Source organism: Flavobacterium sp. SLB02, assembly GCF_009664855.1.
Lineage (GTDB): Bacteria > Bacteroidota > Bacteroidia > Flavobacteriales > Flavobacteriaceae > Flavobacterium.
Genome location: NZ_CP045928.1, coordinates 4,557,398 through 4,576,602, shown reverse-complemented (window position 1 = coordinate 4,576,602; position 19,205 = coordinate 4,557,398). Strand labels below are relative to the sequence as shown.

The window sequence follows — 19,205 nt, the reverse complement described above, 5'->3', positions numbered from 1 at the left end:
TAATAAAAAGTATATTTTTGCGTTCGTAACTATAGGTTATTTTCTGGTAAAAAACAGCTAAATAAAATTATTAGAACAGATGTTGCTAATTAAATGTTAATTATTATATTGCAGCACCTAAATTTATCACCTAAGAATGAGTATGAAAGTAAACAAAATTGTAGTCTTGCAATTAATGATGTCAATGGTATTGATGTTGGGCACGGCTAGTTGTAGCAAAAAATCGAGTTCCAGTCACGCTTCCAGAGCAACTGGTTGGGATGTAGATAGTCAGAATGGAACTGCTGCTAGAAATGCAGGGAAAAAACAACAGGCTGGTCCTGGTTTAGTTTTTGTTGAGGGAGGTACATTTACTATGGGTAAAGTACAAGATGATGTTATGCACGATTGGAATAACACACCTACCCAACAGCACGTTCAGTCATTCTATATGGATGAAACCGAAGTTACGAATGGTATGTACTTAGAATACCTGGAGTGGTTAAAGAAAGTTTTCCCTCCAACAGAAGAAAATTACAAAAATATTTACGAAGGAGCATCTCCTGATACTTTAGTATGGAGAAATCGTTTAGGATACAACGAAACGATGACTAATAACTATTTGAGACATCCATCTTATGCAAACTACCCTGTAGTTGGTGTTAACTGGATCCAGGCTGTTGAATTTGCTAAATGGAGAACTGACCGTGTAAACGAAGCAGTTTTAGAGAAAAATGGTTACCTTAAAAAAGGAGCTAAAACACAAGATGTTAGTGCTGAAAGTATATTCAACACAGAAGCTTATGTTGCGTCTCCAAGTACTACTTACGGTGGTAATGAAGAACTTGTTTTAAAGAAAAATCCAAACGGAAAAAGACCTAAAGCAGGAAAAGACGGTGTAGTTCCGGAAGAAAAAAATGTTTACGCACAACGTTCTTCAGGAATCATCTTACCAGAATACAGACTACCTACAGAGGCAGAATGGGAATATGCTGCAGCAGCTGATGTTGGACAAAGAGAATACAATATATATAAAGGACAAAAGAAATATCCTTGGTCCGGAGATTATACACGTTCATCTAAACGTAAAAACAAAGGAGATCAATTGGCTAACTTTAAACAAGGAAACGGTGATTACGGTGGAATTGCAGGTTGGTCTGATGATGGTGCTGATATTACAAATGCTGTAAAAAGCTATGCGCCTAACGATTTTGGGTTATACGATATGGCTGGAAACGTAGCCGAATGGGTTGCCGATGTTTACAGACCTATTATTGATAACGAAGCGAATGATTTTAACTACTTTAGAGGAAATCAATACGCTAAAAACAAAATTGGTAAAGACGGTAAAATTGAAATTATCACTAAAGATAACATTCAATACAAAACTTTAAGTAACGGTAAAAAAGTTGCAACAAACTTACCAGGAGAAATTGCTCAGGTTCCGGTTGACGAAAATGAAACTTACCTAAGACAGAACTTCAGTACAAGCGATAACATCAACTATAGAGATGGTGATAAACAATCATCTAAATATTTTGACTTTGGAGATCCTGAAGGAGGAACAAAAGCGGATCAGTCAATGTATAATTCTCCTAAGCACAATGTAACAACAGACAGTTTAGGTCAAATGGTTAGAAAATATGACAACTCTAGTAAACGTACTACATTAATCGATGATAATGTTAGAGTTTACAAAGGTGGTTCTTGGAGAGACAGAGCATACTGGTTAGATCCGGCTCAAAGAAGATATTTTCCTCAGGATATGGCAACAGATTACATCGGATTTAGATGTGCTATGTCTAGGGTAGGTGCAAAAGCTGAAAAAAGAAAATCGCCTAGAAACTAAATTCTAGAAAATTCAATAAAAAAAATTCCAAATTCCAACTGAATTACTCAGCTTTTGGAATTTGGATTTTTTTTATTGCTTATTTTTATAAATGTAAATAATCCTATAAATGAATATTCAGGACATTCATAACTTGTTTTTGCAATGTAAATCGGTTTCAATTGATACAAGAAAAATTGAAAAAGATTCTATGTTTTTTGCTATCAAAGGTGAAAATTTTGATGCGAATATCTTTGCTGCCAAAGCACTGGAATTAGGTGCTTTATTTGTTGTTGTCGATAATGCATCTTATGTTATCGATGAGCGAACAATTCTTGTCGAAAACAGCTTAGAAACCTTGCAGGAACTGGCAAAATTTCATCGTACTTATCTTAAATTGCCTATAATAGCCTTAACGGGGAGTAATGGTAAAACGACGACCAAAGAACTTATTAATGTTGTTATTTCTAAAAAATACAAAACCAAAGCTACAATAGGTAATCTAAACAATCATATTGGTGTTCCTTTGACTTTGTTGTCTTTTAATAAAGAAACAGAAATAGGTATAGTTGAAATGGGAGCCAATCATAAAAAAGAAATTGAGTTTTTATGTGAAATTGTGCAGCCTGATTACGGTTATATTACCAATTTCGGAAAAGCTCATCTTGAAGGTTTTGGCGGAGTTCAGGGTGTAATTGAAGGTAAGAGCGAGATGTATGAGTATCTTGCAAAAAGTGATAAACTGGTTTTTGTAAATCTTGAAGATCCTATCCAGATTGAAAGATCTGCCGGAATAAAATCATTTACTTTTGGAATAAATAACGATACTGCTGATTTAAAAATCAAAAGTATTAAAGCCAATCCTTTTGTTGCTATAGAGTACGATAATTTTAGTGTCGAATCGCATTTAATTGGGCTTTATAATGCTAATAATATTAATGCGGCTATTGCCATGGGATATTATTTTAAGGTCGACGAAAAGGATATGAAACAGGCAATTGAAACCTACATACCTGAAAATAACAGATCACAATTATTAAGAATCGATTCGAATCAGATTATACTGGATGCTTACAATGCAAATCCTAGTAGTATGGCTGTCGCAATAACTAATTTTCTGCAACTGGAAAATCAAAACAAAGTGATGATTTTGGGTGATATGTTTGAGTTGGGAGATGAGAGTTCGCAGGAGCATAAGCTAATTGTAGATTCCTTATTAAATCAAAATGAATCAGAGTGTTATTTGATTGGTAAGTCATTTTATGAGCATAAGGTTGCTAAAGATAACATTCAGTTTTTTGAGACTTTTGATGCTTTTGTTGATTATCTTAAAACAAGACATTTTAGCGAAAATACAATTCTCGTAAAAGGATCCAGAGGAATGGCGTTAGAGCGCACACTGGAATATATTAAATAACAAAAATCCATCAGTGGCGGCTGATGGATTTTTTGTTTTAGATACTCATTAAGAAACCAATTAAATTTTCCTTTTTATTTAAACCGAGTTTTTTTCGTAATCGATAACGTGCCAGTTCGACACCGCCGGTAGAAATATTCATAATTTCGGCGATCTCTTTTGTCGACATATTCATTAATAAATAAGTAGAAAGATCGAGTTCTCGTGGCGAAATTGTCGGGTATTTTTCTTTTAACCTTTTCAAAAATTCAAAATGAACGTTTTTGATGTGTTTTTCTAAATCTTTCCAGCTTTTGTCGGTGTTTACTTCTTTTACAATGCTTTTGTTCAATTTACTCACCTGGAATTTTGTCGAATCGTCAAGGGCATCAACGTCGATTTCTTTAAGTTTATGAATAATTCCGTTCAGGATTTTATTTTTCTTCACGACCTGCAAAGAATTGTTTACTAACTCTTTGTCTTTTGCTAATATTTTTATCTGAAGCTTATCGTTTTTAAGTTTCTCGATTTCTTTTTCAAGATCAAATTGTTCCTGTCTTATTTTAGATTCTTTTTCAAGATAAAGTCTTCTCTGTTCAATCGTTTCGTAATATTTATTTTTTCGAATTTTCATTTTTACCCTGGCCGAAATTAAATATACTGCTACCATAATTAATACAAAATAAAACATGAAGGCTAGAAAGTGTCTGTACCACGGAGGAGACACCATAAAAGAAAGTGTCGAAGGTTCAGATTGAATCCCGTAACTGTTTCTGACTTTTACCTTCATGGTATATTCGCCTTCTCTTAAATTGGTATATTCTTTAATAGAAATCGTAGACCAGTTACTCCATTTATCATCAAAAGGTTCTAATTGATAAGAGAATTCGACATTTTCAAGGTTTTCATATATAGGAGATGAAAATGTAAAGCGTACATGATTTGAAGAGTAGGGAATACGAATATTTTCTATTTTATGCTGATTGTTTCCCAAAACGATCGTGTCTCCGGGAAATGAAAAACTTCGTATAAATGCCTTGGGCTTGGTTACAAAATTATTGAGCAGCTCAGAATCGTAATGAGCTAATCCGTCTGTTAATCCGATAAAAATATTTTTTGAATCGATTGTATTTACAGACAAATAACTATTTACCAGATTACCTGTTAAGTTCGAGAAAGGTGCAACGACATTTTTGTATTGATCATTCTGTTTCATTAATACCCCTAAAGATTCATCAAAGGCATACCACAAATTCGATTGTGAGTCTTCGCTTAAAGCGTTTATAATGGGAATATTTTTGAATAATGCCGACAGTTTTTTGTCTTCATAAAACAAATCCTGCTCTTTTGAGAATTTGTAAAAGTGATTGTTGGTCTGAAAGTAGATTTTTCCATCAATTTTCTGGAGGCTGCCAATGTTTTTGTATTGCGGAGATAAATGATTTATTTTTTTGATAGAGATAAATCTTGTCAGATCGCTGCTAAGCTGCATTTTGTAGATAGACTCATCTTTTTTAAGCCATAAGTAAGATTCGTCAAGCTCAAAACTATTGGAAGATTTGTCAAAACCTGAAATTTGATTTTTGAATATCAGGCCATTTCCTGTTTTTTGAAAAATAGCAAATCCGTCGTAATTGGAACCAATAAAAAAGCCGGGATGATTGGGCATACTTTTAAAACCGAAATATCCTTTAGAATCTATAATATGCGTTACTTTTCCTCCTTGTATGGCCAGTGCTCCTCTATTATTAGAACAAATAAGCTGATTTTCTATTACCTGAACATTCCATGACTGCGCAGTCGTTCCTTCTACAAGTTTAAAAACATCTTCCTTAAAACTATTATTCCAGGCATGATAAAAAACACCCTGATTGGTTGCAACGTATAGGTTGCCCTGATGAATTACCGAGGCATAGACGGTACTAATGTCGTAGCTGAATCCGAAGTAGGTAAATGGAGAACTTTCGTTTAAAAAAGCGATACCGTTGTCTAATCCAAGCCACAAGTTGTTCTTGTTGTCAATAAATGAGGTTAGGACAGTATTGTTTTGTAAGCCTTTTTTTCTGTTAAGATGTTGAATTATTTTACCATTAAAATCACAAATGATAACACCGTCCAAAACAGAGTTTAAAACAATGAAGTTTTTATTTATTATAGCGCCTCCTAATGAGTTGTTTTTTCTAACAAAATTATTTGCTTCAGTTTCCCACGGTGTGATGGTATTGTTTTCGTAAATGAATAATCCTTTTTCAAGCGTTATTATAAGTGTCTTGCCTTTTGATAAAGAATACATGCCCCATATTTCGGTATTATTCAGGGCTGTGGTATTGAGTAATGGATATAATCCGTCATTTCGATATTCTAAGATTCCTTTTTCGACATCCTGAAAGTAAAGTTTGTTATTTACTACAAATGAAAATTGAAATCTTTTAGGAGCTTTTAAGATCGATAATTTTCCGTTTTTTAAAATATAGGCCCGTGCGAAGGATTGAAAAATGGTCTCATTATTTAAAGAGTGAATTTTCCAGATAAAATCGATGATTTTGATTTTGTTTTTATCCACCTTTTTGGACAGAGAAGTATATTCCAGTTTTCCCTTATTGTCAGGTTTAAAAAATCCAAATTCATTATAACCGCCAACAAAGATTTTTCCCGAGTCATCTATTTTTAAACATCGCACAGAAGTTAGATTGGGTAATGGATATTTTCGCCATGAAGATCCGTCGAATTGTAAAAGACCATTATTATTGGCAAAATATAAATTTCCGTTTTTATCCTGATCAATATTCCAGTTTTGTGTTCCTCCTTTATATTCATTTCGCTTGTAATTTCTTACCTCAGGAAGTCCGATGCTTTTAACTTGCCCAAAAAGTGTAATTGAGAATAATGTAAAAAAAATTATAATAAAATATGATTTTATCAATTGCATGGGGTTTTGATTTTTTTTAATTTTTTAATAGTTAACTATTTCTTTTGTAGTGGTTTAAGTTTATTTTTTCTCTACTATCACGATATAGGAAGCTGTTTTTTTTATAAAAATAAGCATTATCATACTAGTGTAGTGTTTATTTTTATAATTAACATTTTCATAACATCTTAAATTTTAATTTTAATTAATTGATAATTAATATTTTATATGAAATTTGATGTGTTTTTGTAATGTAATAAAATTTGATTTGATGTGTTTTTGTAGTGAAAATTAGTTGCGAGTAGTGAAAAATTAACATTATTATTGCATCAAATTACTAATTAATTAACCAAAATTTTTAGAAAAATGAAATTAACAAAATTACTTATTTTTTGTGTTTCGTCTTTGTTATTCTCGGTTATAGCTGCGGCCCAGGATGTCACAGTAAGTGGAATAATAAATGATGAAAGTGGAATGCCAGTTCCAGGCGCAACAATTCTATTAAAAGGTACTACAAAGTCTACTGCATCTGATTTTGATGGAAAATTCCAATTACAAGTTCCTTCAAACGGAGTTTTGACGGTTACTTTTATAGGTTATGCTACAGTTACTGAAGCTTTAAACGGAAGAACAAAACTGTCGATTCAATTAAAGCCGGAATCACAATCTTTAAATGAAGTGGTTGTTGTAGGATATGGTACTCAAAAGAAGACGGTTGTAACAGGAGCTATTTCTAAAGTAAGAGCTCAGGATATCGAAAATTTACCTATAACAAGAGTGGAGCAAACTTTGCAAGGAAGGGTTTCAGGGGTTACAGTTGCAGCAAGTTCAGGGCAACCTGGAGCTTCATCTACCATTCGTGTGCGTGGTATAACTACATTAGGAAACAACGATCCGTTATGGGTTATAGATGGTGTAGTAGTTGATGCGGGAGGAATAGGTTACTTGAACCAGTCTGATATTGCCTCTATGGAGGTATTAAAAGATGCGGCTTCTCAAGCTATTTATGGTGCAAGAGCAGCAGCTGGGGTAATTATCGTTACGACTAAAAAAGGAAAATCAGGTAAAATGAGTGTAAGCTATAATGGTTATACTGGTTTTTCTGGTCCGGCAAGAAAATTGGATCTTTTAAATGCTACTCAATACGCAACTTTAAGAAATGAAAAGTATGCAAACGGATATGTTAAAAAATCTCCAACAGATACTTTTCAATTACCTTTTGCAAACCCTAGTTCATATGGAACGGGAACAAATTGGCAATCAGAGATTTTTAATAACAGTGCAGCACGTATTGGACAAGAGTTAAGCTTATCAGGAGGAAATGATGTTTCTACTTTTTATGTTTCTTTCGGTCTTTTAGATCAGGAAGGTATTGTAACAACAGATATTTCTCACTACAACAGAAAAAACATTCGTTTAAACTCTACTCATAAAATAACTAAATGGATGACTTTTGGTCAGACTTTAGGTTTTTCCAGAGAGAAAACAGTAGGATTAGGAAATACAAACAGTGAATTTGGAGGACCATTAAGTTCTGCAATTAACTTAGATCCAATTACTCCTGCTATTGTAACAGATCCTAATATGGCTGGAAATGCGCCTTATTCTGTAGGTATTGATGGTAAAGGTAAAGGAATTTTAAGAGATGCTAACGGAAATCCTTATGGTGTTTCTACTATGGTGACTCAGGAAATGTCTAATCCTTTAGCTTATACACAAACAAGATTAGGAAATTACAACTGGGCAGACAACTTTGTTGGAAATGCTTATTTGGAAATTGAGCCAATAAAAGGATTAAAATTTAGAACTACTGTAGGAGGTAAATTAGCGTATTGGGGTTATGAAAACTTCACACCAGTTTCTTATTTGAACTCGACAAATATTACACAGGTTAATAACCTTTCAAGAAATACCAATCAAGGTTTCGGATGGAATATTGAGAATGTTGCTTCTTATACAAGAAGTATAGGTGATCATAACTTTAGTGTTTTAGTAGGTCAGGGTGCGTATGTAGACAATAGAAATAGTGGTACTACAATTACGTATACTAACTTACCAGTAGATAGTTATACAGATGCATCTTTTAACTTTGACCTTCCAAAAGATCAAATTAATGCTACCGCTAGTACAGGAAATGAGCATAGAGTAACTTCATTATTCTCAAGATTAACTTACGATTTCAAAGAAAAATACTTATTAACGGGTATTATTCGTAGAGACGGATCTTCAAGATTTGGTTCAAACAATAAATACGGAACATTCCCTTCGTTCTCGTTAGGTTGGGTTCCTTCAAAAGAAGCATTTTGGATTGAAAATAAAGTAGTAAACCAATTAAAATTCAGAGGAGGTTACGGTGTAACGGGTAATGATAATATTGGAGATTTCAAATATTTGGCAACTATTGGAGACGGTCGTAACTATACAATTGGTACATCTGGATCTGTAACTATTGGTAACAGCCCGAATGCACCTTCAAATCCAGATTTGAAATGGGAAGAAACAAGCCAAACTAACATTGGATTTGATGCTACAATTTTCTCTGATTTTAATGTATCTTTTGACTGGTACGTTAAGAAAACTAAAGGAATTCTACAGGAAATTGCATTGCCAGGTTATGTTGGTTCAGGAAACCCAACAGGAAACGTTGCTGACATGCAAAATAAAGGTATCGATTTAGAATTAGGATGGCGTAAAAAATTAGGGCAGGTAAATCTTGGTTTAAGTGGAAATGTATCTTACCTGAAAAATGAAGTAACGTTTTTAGGACGTGGAGTTGGTTTCCTTGCAACAGGAGAACAATTTAAAGCGATGACTTATGATATTACAAGAACACAAGTAGGACAACCTTACGGATCTTTTTACGGATTTCAAACAGCAGGTATTTTCCAAAACCAAGCTGAAATTAATGCGTATAGAAATGCTTCAGGAGGATTAATTCAACCAGATGCTAAACCGGGAGATTTCCGTTGGACAGATGTTAACGGTGATGGTCAGATTACTGCAGATGACAGAAAATTTCTGGGCAGCCCAATACCAAAATATACTTTTGGATTTACAGTTAATGTAGATTACAAAAATTTCGACTTAATGATCTTTACTCAGGGAGCTGCAGGAAACAAAATCTTCCAGGGGTTACGTAGGTTAGATATTGAAAACTCTAATTACCAAACTAAAGCTTTAGGTCGTTGGACAGGAGAAGGTACATCAAATACTTATCCAAGATTAACATCTGATGATACAAACAAAAACTTTAATAATCCATCTGATTTTTATCTTGAAAAAGGAGATTACGTAAGAATCAAAACAATTCAGCTTGGTTATTCATTGCCAATTAAAACGATCAGTCAAATTGGTTTAGACAAAACAAGAGTGTATTTAACTGGAGAGAACCTATTCACTTTTACTAAGTATACTGGGTATGATCCTGAAATTGGAGCAAATAGTGCATCAGGAAACGTTATGGGTATAGACAGAGGTATTTATCCTCAGGCTAGAACTGTAATGTTGGGAGTTAATTTACAATTTTAATAAAAAACAAGAATCATGAAACTAAAAAATATAAAATATTCACTTGTTGTTTGCGGAGCATTATTTACTGCCCTTTCATGCAGTGAGGATTTTTTAACTGTAGAGCCGAAAGGAACTTCACTAGAGGCTAATTATTACAAAAATGAAAGCCAGGCTTATGCAGGATTAGTGGCTGTCTATGATATAATTGGTAAGCAGTCTAAAGGATTTGAAAATATGATCTGTATGTTAAATGCAGGTTCAGATGATTTTAATGCAGCTGGTGGTGGTGCAACAGACGGTGCCGGAATACATGCATTTGCAGATTATTCACTTAGCCAGTCTACAATTCCGGGTAGTTTTTGGGGAGATTTTTATCAGGGAATTTTTAGAGCAAACGTATTGCTTCAAAAATTACCGGCAGTACCAATGGATGAAGCTAAAAAAGGAAGATTTGCTGCTGAAACCAAAGCATTACGCGCTTATTATTATTTTGAATTAGTGCGTACTTTCAGAAATATCCCATTGATATTAGAGCCAATTAAAACAGCGGATATATTTAATGTAGTTCAGGCGACTCCGGAAGCAATATACGCACAAATAGAAAAAGATTTAAAAGAAGCGATTCCGGGTTTACCTGTTAAAATTACAAATATGACAGAGGAAGCGGGTCGTTTATCTCAGGGAGCAGCAAAAGCATTGTTAGGAAAAGTCTATTTATACGAAGGAAAAAACGCATTATCAGCAGCAGAATTTGCTGATGTAAATGGTACTCCTGGAGGAACAAGTATGTATGGATATAAATTGGTAGAGAAATTCGCTGATTTATGGAAGGTAAGTAACAAATTTAACTCAGAAGCTATTATCGAAATTGTTCATACAGATAAAAGTAATGCCGATTGGGGCTTTTGGGGTGGAGGAAAAGATGAAGGAAACTCTGTTTGTATTATGGTAGGACCTAGAGGATATAACAGATCTACTAATTCAACTGCACCGGATTTTGTTTCAGGATGGAGTTTCAATACCGTAAGACAAAGTTTGTATGATGTTCTAAAAGGAGATCCTCGTTTTGATGCTACGATTCTTGACATGAAAGCATTGAAAGATGCTGGACAAGCAGATTGGGCTCCAAACTACGATGATACAGGATATTTCCTTAGAAAATTCATGCCTTTAAACTCAGATACTTCTACAGGTAGTGGAGCAACAGCTTTAAATTATAAGCAAGATGTTTATGCAATTCGTTTGGCAGATACTTATTTGATGGAAGCTGAAGCATTAGGAGGTACAGGAGCAAGAGCACAAGCGTTACTTGATGCTGTAAGAGCACGTGTAGGGTTAGGGTCAACTCCGGTTTCTTTAGATGCAATTGCATTAGAAAGAAGAAAAGAATTAGCAGGAGAAGGACACCGTTGGTTCGATTTAGTGAGAACAGGAAAAGCGGCTGCTGCATTGGCATCTAAAGGATTCCAGGCTGGCAAAAACGAAATTTGGCCAATTCCTTTCAAAGAATTAGAAAACACTAAAATTGTTCAAAACCCTAACTATAACAATTAAATAAAAATCATATGAGTTTAAATATAATTTTTAAAAAGAGTATATACCTAATGTTGGCTTTGGCAACATTAGGTACCATAATAGTAAGTTGTGAGCCTGATACAGCAGGTGCTGGCAACGGACTTGAAGATCCAAATGTTGATGCTTCATTTACAATTATTCCTGTAGTAGGAAAAGTAAATACATACTTACTGGAACCAGTTAAAAAGAATGTTCTGACTTCTTACTGGAAAGTAGGTAAAGTTGAATATTACGGGAAAATGGAATTGGAAATTTCTTTACCGGATAAAGGAACATATAAAATAGTGCATACGGCTGTAGGTCGTGGTGGAAAAACTAATGCTACTACTCAGGATCTTGTTGTTGCAGCAAATGATCCTGAAAAAGGAAATTTAGTAAAAGGAAGTAGTTTCTTAGACGCTGCTGACCAGGCACAATGGACAAATTTACACCTTAATACTAATGGATTGGCTTCATGGACATTTACACCTGGATTTGCAACGATAAATGCAAGTGGAACTACATGGAATCAAGAAGGAATCTATCAGGCAATTGATGTTGTAAAAGATAAAGAATACACAATAGATATGTTTGTAGCTGCAACAAGCGGATCTCCAGACTTTTGGTTTGAAGTATATGCTGGAAAAACAGTTCCAACTTCAGGAGTTGAATATGGAGACAACAAAGTTATGGGATTAAGTTCTGGAGATGGCTGTGGAAAAGCAGCATTTGAAGGAAAACTATCGCTTGTAGGATGTGTGAAAAATACTGCTGCAGGAAAAGTAAGTAATGTTGTGAAATTTTCAGAAACGGGTAAAGTCTATTTAGTAATCAGAAGTGGTGGTAACGGATTTACGCCAACAGGAATTAAAATTACTGAAGTAGAATTCAGAGGAAAATAAGTTTAAGTTAAGTTTAAGTTTGGTTGTAAATAGCCCATAATCAGTATGAGTATGGGCTATTTTTTAAGTCCGTAAGCTGGCGGAAACTTTTTTAGTGAAGACGAGTTCACAAAAAGTTTCAATTTAGAATTTAAAAAAAATTAGAAAAGAATGAAAAAAAATAGTTTAAAAGCGCTATGTTTTTTGTTTTCGTTAGCGGCCTTTGCCCAACAACCTAAAACAAAAAAAGAGTTTACAACCAATGGAAAAAAGATAACGGTTTATACCACAGCTGAAAATTCAAATTTAAGATTAACCTCTACAGATCATCTTACTTTTACAGCTGCTAAGCAACCTCTCGAAGTAGAAACAGCTGTTTTTGTGCAACCCGCAAAAAAGTTTCAGACTTTTCTAGGAATTGGAGGGGCTATTACAGATGCAAGTGCCGAAATATTTGCTAAACTTTCAAAAGAAAAACAAACAGAATTTTTAAACGCCTACTATGATAAACAAAAAGGTATAGGCTATTCATTGCTAAGAACCACGATACAAAGTTCTGATTTTAGCAGTGGAAGCTATTCTTATATCGAAGAAGGAGATAAAGAGTTAAAAACGTTTACTATTGATCACGATAGACAATTTCGCATTCCGTTGATTAAGCAAGCCATCCAGACAGCAGGTGGTAAATTAATGACCTATGCTGCACCATGGTCTCCAAATGCTTTTATGAAAAGCAACGGAAATGTTCTGAAAGGCGGAACACTACTACCGGAATATTATCAAACCTGGGCAAACTTTTATGCCAAATTTATAAAAGCTTATGAGAAAGAAGGAATTCCTATTTGGGGTACTTCTACTCAAAATGAACCAATGGCCGTTCAAACTTGGGAATCTTGTATTTACACAGCAGAAGCCGAAAGAGATTTTATTAAAAATTTCCTTGGTCCAACATTGAAAAAAGAAAAATTAGGCGATGTAAAAATTATCGCCTGGGATCATAATCGTGATTTAATGAATTACAGAGCCAATGTAATTTACTCTGATCCGGAAGCTTCAAAGTATGTTTGGGGAATGGGATTTCACTGGTATGAAAACTGGTCAGGAGGATCATCAATGTTTGAAAATGTTGCAAAAGTTAACGAAGCATATCCAGACAAAGGTTTAATGTTTACAGAAGGATGCGTTGAAAAATTTGATGCTGCAAAATATCAATTTTGGGGTAACGGAGAAAGATACGGAATCTCTATGATTAATGATTTTAATAACGGAACTGCCGGATGGACAGACTGGAACATTCTTCTGGATCAAAACGGAGGACCTAATCATGTTGGTAATTTTTGTTTCGCGCCAATTCATGCTGATACAAGAACAGGAGAATTAATTTATACTCCGTCATACTATTATATTGGGCATTTTTCAAAATTCATTCGCCTAAATGCAAAAAGAGTAAGTTCAGCAGTAAGCAGAAGTGCTTTATTAAGTACATCATTTTTGAATGCTGATGGTACAATGGCTACAATTGTCATGAACCAAACAGATAAAGCAATAGACTATAAGTTGATTATAGGAGCTGAACAGGCAGTAGTTAAAATTCCTGCACATGCAATACAAACGCTTGTGTATTAATGTTTTGTTAGTAGAAAGAGGGTTAATTTGAATCATCCAAATTAGCCCTCAATTTTTAATTTAAATTAAATCGTTTTTTGAAAATACTATGAAAATCATCAATAGAATTTTAATAGCTCCAATAGCAGTTCTACAATTAATTTGTTCTTCATCAAAGGTTGTTGGGCAAAATGCTCATACATCCTCAAAAAATAAAAAAATAGAGGTTTATACTACTGCAGAAAACACAAATTTGAGATTATCATTATCTAATAATTTAATTTCAAAACCAACTTTAAAACAAACAAATTCAACAGTTTCTATACAATTAGATATTAATAAGACAGACCAGACTTTTCTGGGAATTGGTGGGGCTATAACAGATGCAAGTGCTGAAGTTTTTGCCAGACTATCACCAAAAAAACAACAAGAATTTCTTACTGCTTATTACAATAAGAATAAAGGAATAGGTTATTCCCTTGCAAGAACAAATATTCACAGTTGCGATTTTAGCAGCGACAGTTATACTTATGTCCAGGAAGGTGACAAAGATTTAAAAACCTTCAATATCGATCACGATAGAAAATACAGAATTCCACTCATTAAAAAAGCAATTGAAACAGCCGGCGGGAAATTAACTTTATTTGTTAGCCCATGGAGTCCCCCAGCTTTCATGAAAGACAATAATGATATTTTGCACGGCGGCGTTTTATTGCCTGAGTTTGCCCAATCGTGGGCAAATTATTATGCTAAATTTATAAAAGCTTACGAAAAAGAAGGAATTCCGGTTTGGGGATTAACGATCCAGAACGAGCCAATGGCCAAACAACGTTGGGAATCGTGCATCTATACTCCCGAAGCGGAAAGAGATTTCCTAAAAAACTTTCTGGGACCAACTTTAGAAAAAGAAGGACTTGGCGATAAAAAAGTGATCATTTGGGATCATAACCGCGGTGATATGCTAACTACAAGAGCCAATTTGGTTTTCTCTGATCCTGAAGTATCAAAATATGCCTGGGGAATTGGATTTCACTGGTACGAAACCTGGAACGGTGGTACTCCAAAATTTGAATCGGTAGGCGAGGTTCACAAAGCATTTCCGGATAAAAATTTAATTTTTACAGAAGGCTGTATAGAAAAATTCGATGCGACTAAATTTCAGTTCTGGGGAAATGCAGAACGATACGGACTTAATATGATCAACGATTTCAATAACGGAACCGTTGCCTGGACAGACTGGAACATTCTTTTAGACCAGAACGGGGGACCTAATCATGTGGGGAATTTTTGTTTTGCACCCATTCATGCCGATACTACAAAAGATGAGCTAATCTACACACCAATGTATTATTATATTGGACATCTTTCGAAATTTATTCGCCCGGGAGCAAAAAGAATTATTCAAACCATAAGCGATAAGAATTTAATAAGCACTTCCTTTAAAAACTCTGATGACAAAATAATTACAGTTGTCATGAACCAATCAGACAAGGAGATTGTTTATACCGTAATCAACCACGATTTGCAAAATACTATAACTATCCCGGCCCATGCTATGCAAACTATTGTATACTAATGGCTGACCTAAAAACTATAAAATGAAATTAAACTTTAAAAACACGATAAAAGTATTGTTCTTAGCACTCGCAGTATTTGCTCAGGCAAAATGCTCTTCGTCTAATGATGCCGTCGATCCCGTGGTGCCCCCCCCAGTAGTAAACCCTCCTGTTGTGGTAACCAACGATGTCGACTTTTGGCTGACAAAAGGAGACCAAAGTGCATTATTAGCAAAACAAACCGGAATTTTAGGATTTGGTACTGTGAGTAATTCATATGCAAATATTGAAGTAAATGCTGCTCAGAAATACCAAACCGTAGACGGTTTTGGATACACTTTAACCGGCGGAAGTGCTGATGTAATTTATAAATTAACAGCAGCCAAAAGAACTGCACTTTTGCAGGAATTGTTTGGTTCGGGAGAGAATTCTATTAGCGTAAGTTATATCAGAATCAGTATTGGAGCTTCTGATTTGAATGCATCACCTTTTACTTATGATGATCTTCCAACCGGAAGTACTGATTTAGATTTAGCGAAATTTAGTTTAGATAAAGATAAAACAGGAGTAATTGCTCTTTTAAAAGAAATTCTAGCCATTAATCCTAAGATTTTAATTTTAGCAACGCCCTGGTCAGCTCCACTTTGGATGAAAGACAAAGACAGTTTTATTGGAGGAAGATTACAAACTCAGTACTATGATGTGTACGCCAAATATTTTGTAAAATACATTCAGCAAATGAAAGCGGAAGGAATTGTTATTGATGCTGTAACACCTCAAAACGAGCCTCTTCATGGCGGAAATAATCCAAGTATGGAAATGTCGGCATTAGAGCAAACCAATTTCATTAAAAACAACTTAGGCCCTGCATTTAAAGCCGCCAATATTACGACAAAAATTATTTCATACGATCACAATTGTGATAAGCCAGAGTACCCAAAAGCAATTTTAGCAGATCCTGCAGCAAATCCTTTTGTTGATGGTTCAGCATTTCACTTATATGCCGGAGATATCAGTGCACTTTCAAATGTTTATAATGCATATCCGGATAAAAATATTTATTTCACAGAACAATGGACTTCTTCTACAGGAGAATTTGGAGGAGATTTAAAATGGCATCTTAAAAATGTAATAATAGGTTCAATGCGCAATTGGAGCAGGAATGCACTAGAGTGGAATTTGGCCAATAACGGATCTTTCGAACCTCACACAGCAGGCGGATGTAACACTTGCAAAGGAGCATTAACAGTAACGTCAAACGAAGCTTTTCAGCGTAATGTAGCCTATTATATTATAGCGCACGCTTCTAAATTTATTCCGGCCGGATCAGTACGAATTGCAAGTAATATAAGCGGGAATTTGCAAAATGTAGCTTTTATTACGCCATCAGGATCGAAAGTTTTAATTGTTGAAAATGACGGACAAGCGGCTGAAATATTTAATATTAAATTCAATGATAAATGGGTAACCACTTCTTTGCAAGCAGGATCTGTAGCTACTTATACCTGGAAATAATTTAAAATCTTTAAAGTTTATCTGGAAACAGAAAACCGGAATTAATTGTGTAAGAATTTTAAACTAAAAAAATATTTTAAGCAAACTAAGATGATATATTTAATATTAACTATTCTCACGTACATAATTAACATAACTTTTAAATAGGTTTTTTTCTTTAAGGCTATATAAACATTAGCTTTACCGATTAAAATTTTTTAAACATGAAAAAGATAAACAAAGTTATTTTAGTATTATTCCTACTTTTTGTAAGTGGATCATTTTATGGTCAAAATTTAAAAATCATGACCTATAATATTCGTTTAGATGTTGCTTCTGACGGAGAAAATGCATGGCCAAATCGAAAAGATTATTTTACTTCTCAAATACAGTTTTACAATCCGGATGTTTTTGGAGTGCAGGAAGCAACGCCAAATCAGGTAACTGATATCGCATTGGCTTTGCCCAATTATAACAAATTTGGAGTAGGAAGAGAAGAAGGAGGAACAGGCGAGGCGTGTACGATTTATTATAAAAAAGATCGCTTTAAAGTAGAGCAATCAAATACATTTTGGTTATCAGAAACTCCAAATGTAGTTTCAAGAGGCTGGGATGCAGCCTGTAACAGAGTTTGCACGTACGGACTTTTTAAAGATTTAAAAACTAAAAAAACATTTTGGGTTTTTAATCTTCATCTTGATCACATGGGCGAAGAAGCAAGGGTAAAAGGTGTACAGCTTGCTTTGAAAAAAATAAGCGAATTGAATACAAAGAAATATCCAGCCTTTTTAATGGGAGATTTCAATTCAGAACCTGATACAAAACAAATTGCAGAAATTAAAAAAGTAATGGATGATACCAAAGATGTTTCAAAAGAAAAACCTTTTGGGCCATCGGGAACGTTTAACGATTTCAAGCACAACGAACCTGTAACATTATTACTGGATTATATTTTTGTTTCAAAAAACAGTGGATTAAAAATTCAAAAACATGCAGTTTTAAGTGATTCTAAAGATTTAAAATATCCATCGGATCATTTACCTGTTTTAATAGAAATAGATTAAAATGAAAAACATCAACAAAAAACTTCAAATTTTACTTTTACTGCCACTTATTGCAGTTCAGATAAAATGCGGAACTTCAAAAAATGCAGCAGCCACTTCTAATAAAGCAGAATCGTGGATCACTACAACCGATGAGTCTTTAAAACTTCAAAAGCAAAATGATTTGGTTTTTAATACAGAAACGAATTCAAACCAGACTATTGAGGTAAATCCTTCTCAAAAATTTCAAACCATCGAAGGTTTTGGATTTTCTTTGACAGGAGGAAGCGCTCAGGCAATCCTGAAATTGGATAAAGCAAAAAAAGAAGCCCTGCTTCAGGAATTGTTTTCCAGAAAAAATGATGCCATTGGTTTAAGTTACCTTCGTATTAGTATTGGAGCTTCTGATTTGAATGAAAAAGTTTTTTCGTATGATGATTTACCAGAAGGTGAAACCGATTTAAAACTGGAAAAATTTGATTTAGGTCCTGATTTAAATGATGTTGTTCCTTTATTAAAAGAAATTTTAGCCATCAATCCAAACATAAAAATTATGGGTTCACCGTGGTCACCTCCAGTTTGGATGAAAGACAACGGAAGCTCAAAAGGCGGAAGTTTACAACCAAAATACTATCAGGTTTATGCTGAGTATTTTGTAAAATACATTCAGGCAATGAAATCGCACGGAATCGTTATTGATGCGATTACACCTCAAAATGAGCCATTGCATCCGGGAAACAATCCAAGTTTGTTAATGCTTGCTGAACAACAAGCAGATTTTATTGGCAATCATTTAGGTCCCGCTTTCGCGAAAGCTAAAATCAAAACCAAAATCGTGATTTATGATCATAATTGCAACAAACCCGAATATCCTTTGACGATTTTAAAAGATGCAAAAGCGAATCCTTTTGTAGCAGGTTCTGCTTTTCATTTATACGAAGGAGATATCAGCGCATTATCTGCGGTTCATGATGCATATCCAAACAAAGATTTGTATTTTACCGAACAATATACAGGATCAAAAAGCAGTTTCGAATCTGATCTAAAATGGAGTGTAAAAAATGTTGTAATTGGTTCTATGCGTAACTGGAGTGTAAATGCACTTTCGTGGGGATTAGCAAATGATGAGTATTACAAACCATTTACACCAGGCGGATGTTCGACTTGTAAAGGAGCATTAATGATCGATCAGGCTCAGAATATAAAAAGAGAAGTAGGGTATTATATTATAGGTCACGCATCAAAATTTGTTCCTGAAGGATCAGTAAGAATTGGAAGTAATATTAGCGGAAATTTAAACAATGTCGCTTTTAAAACGCCATCAGGACAAACGGTTTTAATTGTAGAAAACGACGGGACTACAACAGAAACATTTAATATAAAATACAATCAAAAACAATTTTCAACTACCTTAAACGCAGGTGCTGTGGCTACTTATGTTTGGTAATCAA

11 protein-coding genes are annotated in these 19,205 nt (G+C 34.3%); 10 read left to right on the top strand and 1 reads right to left on the bottom strand.

The window, feature by feature from the left end:
• The first annotated feature begins 142 nt into the window (after positions 1 to 142).
• Together gldJ and murF are read left to right on the top strand one after the other, a co-directional pair.
• Positions 143 to 1,828 (top strand): gliding motility lipoprotein GldJ, encoded by a 1,686-nt coding sequence (gene gldJ, locus GIY83_RS17085; RefSeq protein WP_194615993.1) that lies wholly within the window; start codon positions 143 to 145, stop codon positions 1,826 to 1,828.
• A gap of 109 nt (positions 1,829 to 1,937) precedes the next feature.
• The gene (gene murF, locus GIY83_RS17080) at positions 1,938 to 3,224 is read left to right on the top strand and encodes a UDP-N-acetylmuramoyl-tripeptide--D-alanyl-D-alanine ligase (RefSeq protein ID WP_208682609.1); all 1,287 of its coding nucleotides are present in this window, start codon (positions 1,938 to 1,940) and stop codon (positions 3,222 to 3,224) included.
• 37 nt (positions 3,225 to 3,261) lie between these two features.
• Here the strand turns inward: murF and GIY83_RS17075 are convergent, their stop codons facing one another.
• Positions 3,262 to 6,132: a triple tyrosine motif-containing protein gene (locus GIY83_RS17075; protein WP_208682607.1), complete on the bottom strand. Its 2,871-nt coding sequence runs from the start codon at positions 6,130 to 6,132 to the stop codon at positions 3,262 to 3,264.
• 345 nt (positions 6,133 to 6,477) lie between these two features.
• On the opposite strand from GIY83_RS17075, the gene GIY83_RS17070 reads away from it, so the two are divergent.
• From GIY83_RS17070 to GIY83_RS17035, 8 genes are all read left to right on the top strand, one after another.
• Positions 6,478 to 9,639 (top strand): TonB-dependent receptor, encoded by a 3,162-nt coding sequence (locus tag GIY83_RS17070; protein WP_194615996.1) that lies wholly within the window; start codon positions 6,478 to 6,480, stop codon positions 9,637 to 9,639.
• Positions 9,640 to 9,654: 15 nt separating this feature from the next.
• Entirely contained in the window at positions 9,655 to 11,175 is a 1,521-nt protein-coding gene (locus GIY83_RS17065; protein ID WP_194615997.1) for a RagB/SusD family nutrient uptake outer membrane protein, read from the top strand.
• Between the two features lie 11 nt (positions 11,176 to 11,186).
• Positions 11,187 to 12,077 (top strand): hypothetical protein, encoded by an 891-nt coding sequence (locus GIY83_RS17060; protein ID WP_194615998.1) that lies wholly within the window; start codon positions 11,187 to 11,189, stop codon positions 12,075 to 12,077.
• Between the two features lie 150 nt (positions 12,078 to 12,227).
• A complete protein-coding gene (locus GIY83_RS17055; protein WP_194615999.1) occupies positions 12,228 to 13,682 on the top strand; it encodes a glycoside hydrolase family 30 beta sandwich domain-containing protein in 1,455 nt (484 codons plus the stop codon).
• 88 nt (positions 13,683 to 13,770) lie between these two features.
• On the top strand, positions 13,771 to 15,237 hold the full coding sequence (locus GIY83_RS17050; RefSeq protein WP_208682605.1) for a glycoside hydrolase family 30 beta sandwich domain-containing protein: 1,467 nt from the start codon (positions 13,771 to 13,773) through the stop codon (positions 15,235 to 15,237).
• Positions 15,238 to 15,259: 22 nt separating this feature from the next.
• Positions 15,260 to 16,732 (top strand): glycoside hydrolase family 30 beta sandwich domain-containing protein, encoded by a 1,473-nt coding sequence (locus GIY83_RS17045; protein WP_194616001.1) that lies wholly within the window; start codon positions 15,260 to 15,262, stop codon positions 16,730 to 16,732.
• Positions 16,733 to 16,935: 203 nt separating this feature from the next.
• Complete coding sequence (locus tag GIY83_RS17040; protein WP_194616002.1) at positions 16,936 to 17,775, top strand: endonuclease/exonuclease/phosphatase family protein; 840 nt, start codon at positions 16,936 to 16,938, stop codon at positions 17,773 to 17,775.
• A 1-nt stretch (position 17,776) separates the two neighbouring features.
• Positions 17,777 to 19,201 carry a glycoside hydrolase family 30 beta sandwich domain-containing protein gene (locus GIY83_RS17035; protein ID WP_194616003.1) on the top strand — a complete coding sequence of 475 codons (1,425 nt, stop codon included), beginning with the start codon at positions 17,777 to 17,779 and terminating at the stop codon, positions 19,199 to 19,201.
• Positions 19,202 to 19,205 lie beyond the last annotated feature (4 nt).

Excerpts from the sequence above, each read along its gene's own strand:
- GIY83_RS17065 (WP_194615997.1), top strand. The coding sequence starts at position 9,655 with ATGAAACTAAAAAATATAAAATATTCACTTGTTGTTTGCGGAGCATTA.
- GIY83_RS17070 (WP_194615996.1), top strand. The coding sequence starts at position 6,478 with ATGAAATTAACAAAATTACTTATTTTTTGTGTTTCGTCTTTGTTATTC.
- GIY83_RS17055 (WP_194615999.1), top strand. The coding sequence starts at position 12,228 with ATGAAAAAAAATAGTTTAAAAGCGCTATGTTTTTTGTTTTCGTTAGCG.
- GIY83_RS17050 (WP_208682605.1), top strand. The coding sequence starts at position 13,771 with ATGAAAATCATCAATAGAATTTTAATAGCTCCAATAGCAGTTCTACAA.
- GIY83_RS17035 (WP_194616003.1), top strand. The coding sequence starts at position 17,777 with ATGAAAAACATCAACAAAAAACTTCAAATTTTACTTTTACTGCCACTT.
- gldJ (WP_194615993.1), top strand. The coding sequence starts at position 143 with ATGAAAGTAAACAAAATTGTAGTCTTGCAATTAATGATGTCAATGGTA.
- murF (WP_208682609.1), top strand. The coding sequence starts at position 1,938 with ATGAATATTCAGGACATTCATAACTTGTTTTTGCAATGTAAATCGGTT.
- GIY83_RS17075 (WP_208682607.1), bottom strand. The coding sequence starts at position 6,132 with ATGCAATTGATAAAATCATATTTTATTATAATTTTTTTTACATTATTC.
- GIY83_RS17060 (WP_194615998.1), top strand. The coding sequence starts at position 11,187 with ATGAGTTTAAATATAATTTTTAAAAAGAGTATATACCTAATGTTGGCT.
- GIY83_RS17045 (WP_194616001.1), top strand. The coding sequence starts at position 15,260 with ATGAAATTAAACTTTAAAAACACGATAAAAGTATTGTTCTTAGCACTC.
- GIY83_RS17040 (WP_194616002.1), top strand. The coding sequence starts at position 16,936 with ATGAAAAAGATAAACAAAGTTATTTTAGTATTATTCCTACTTTTTGTA.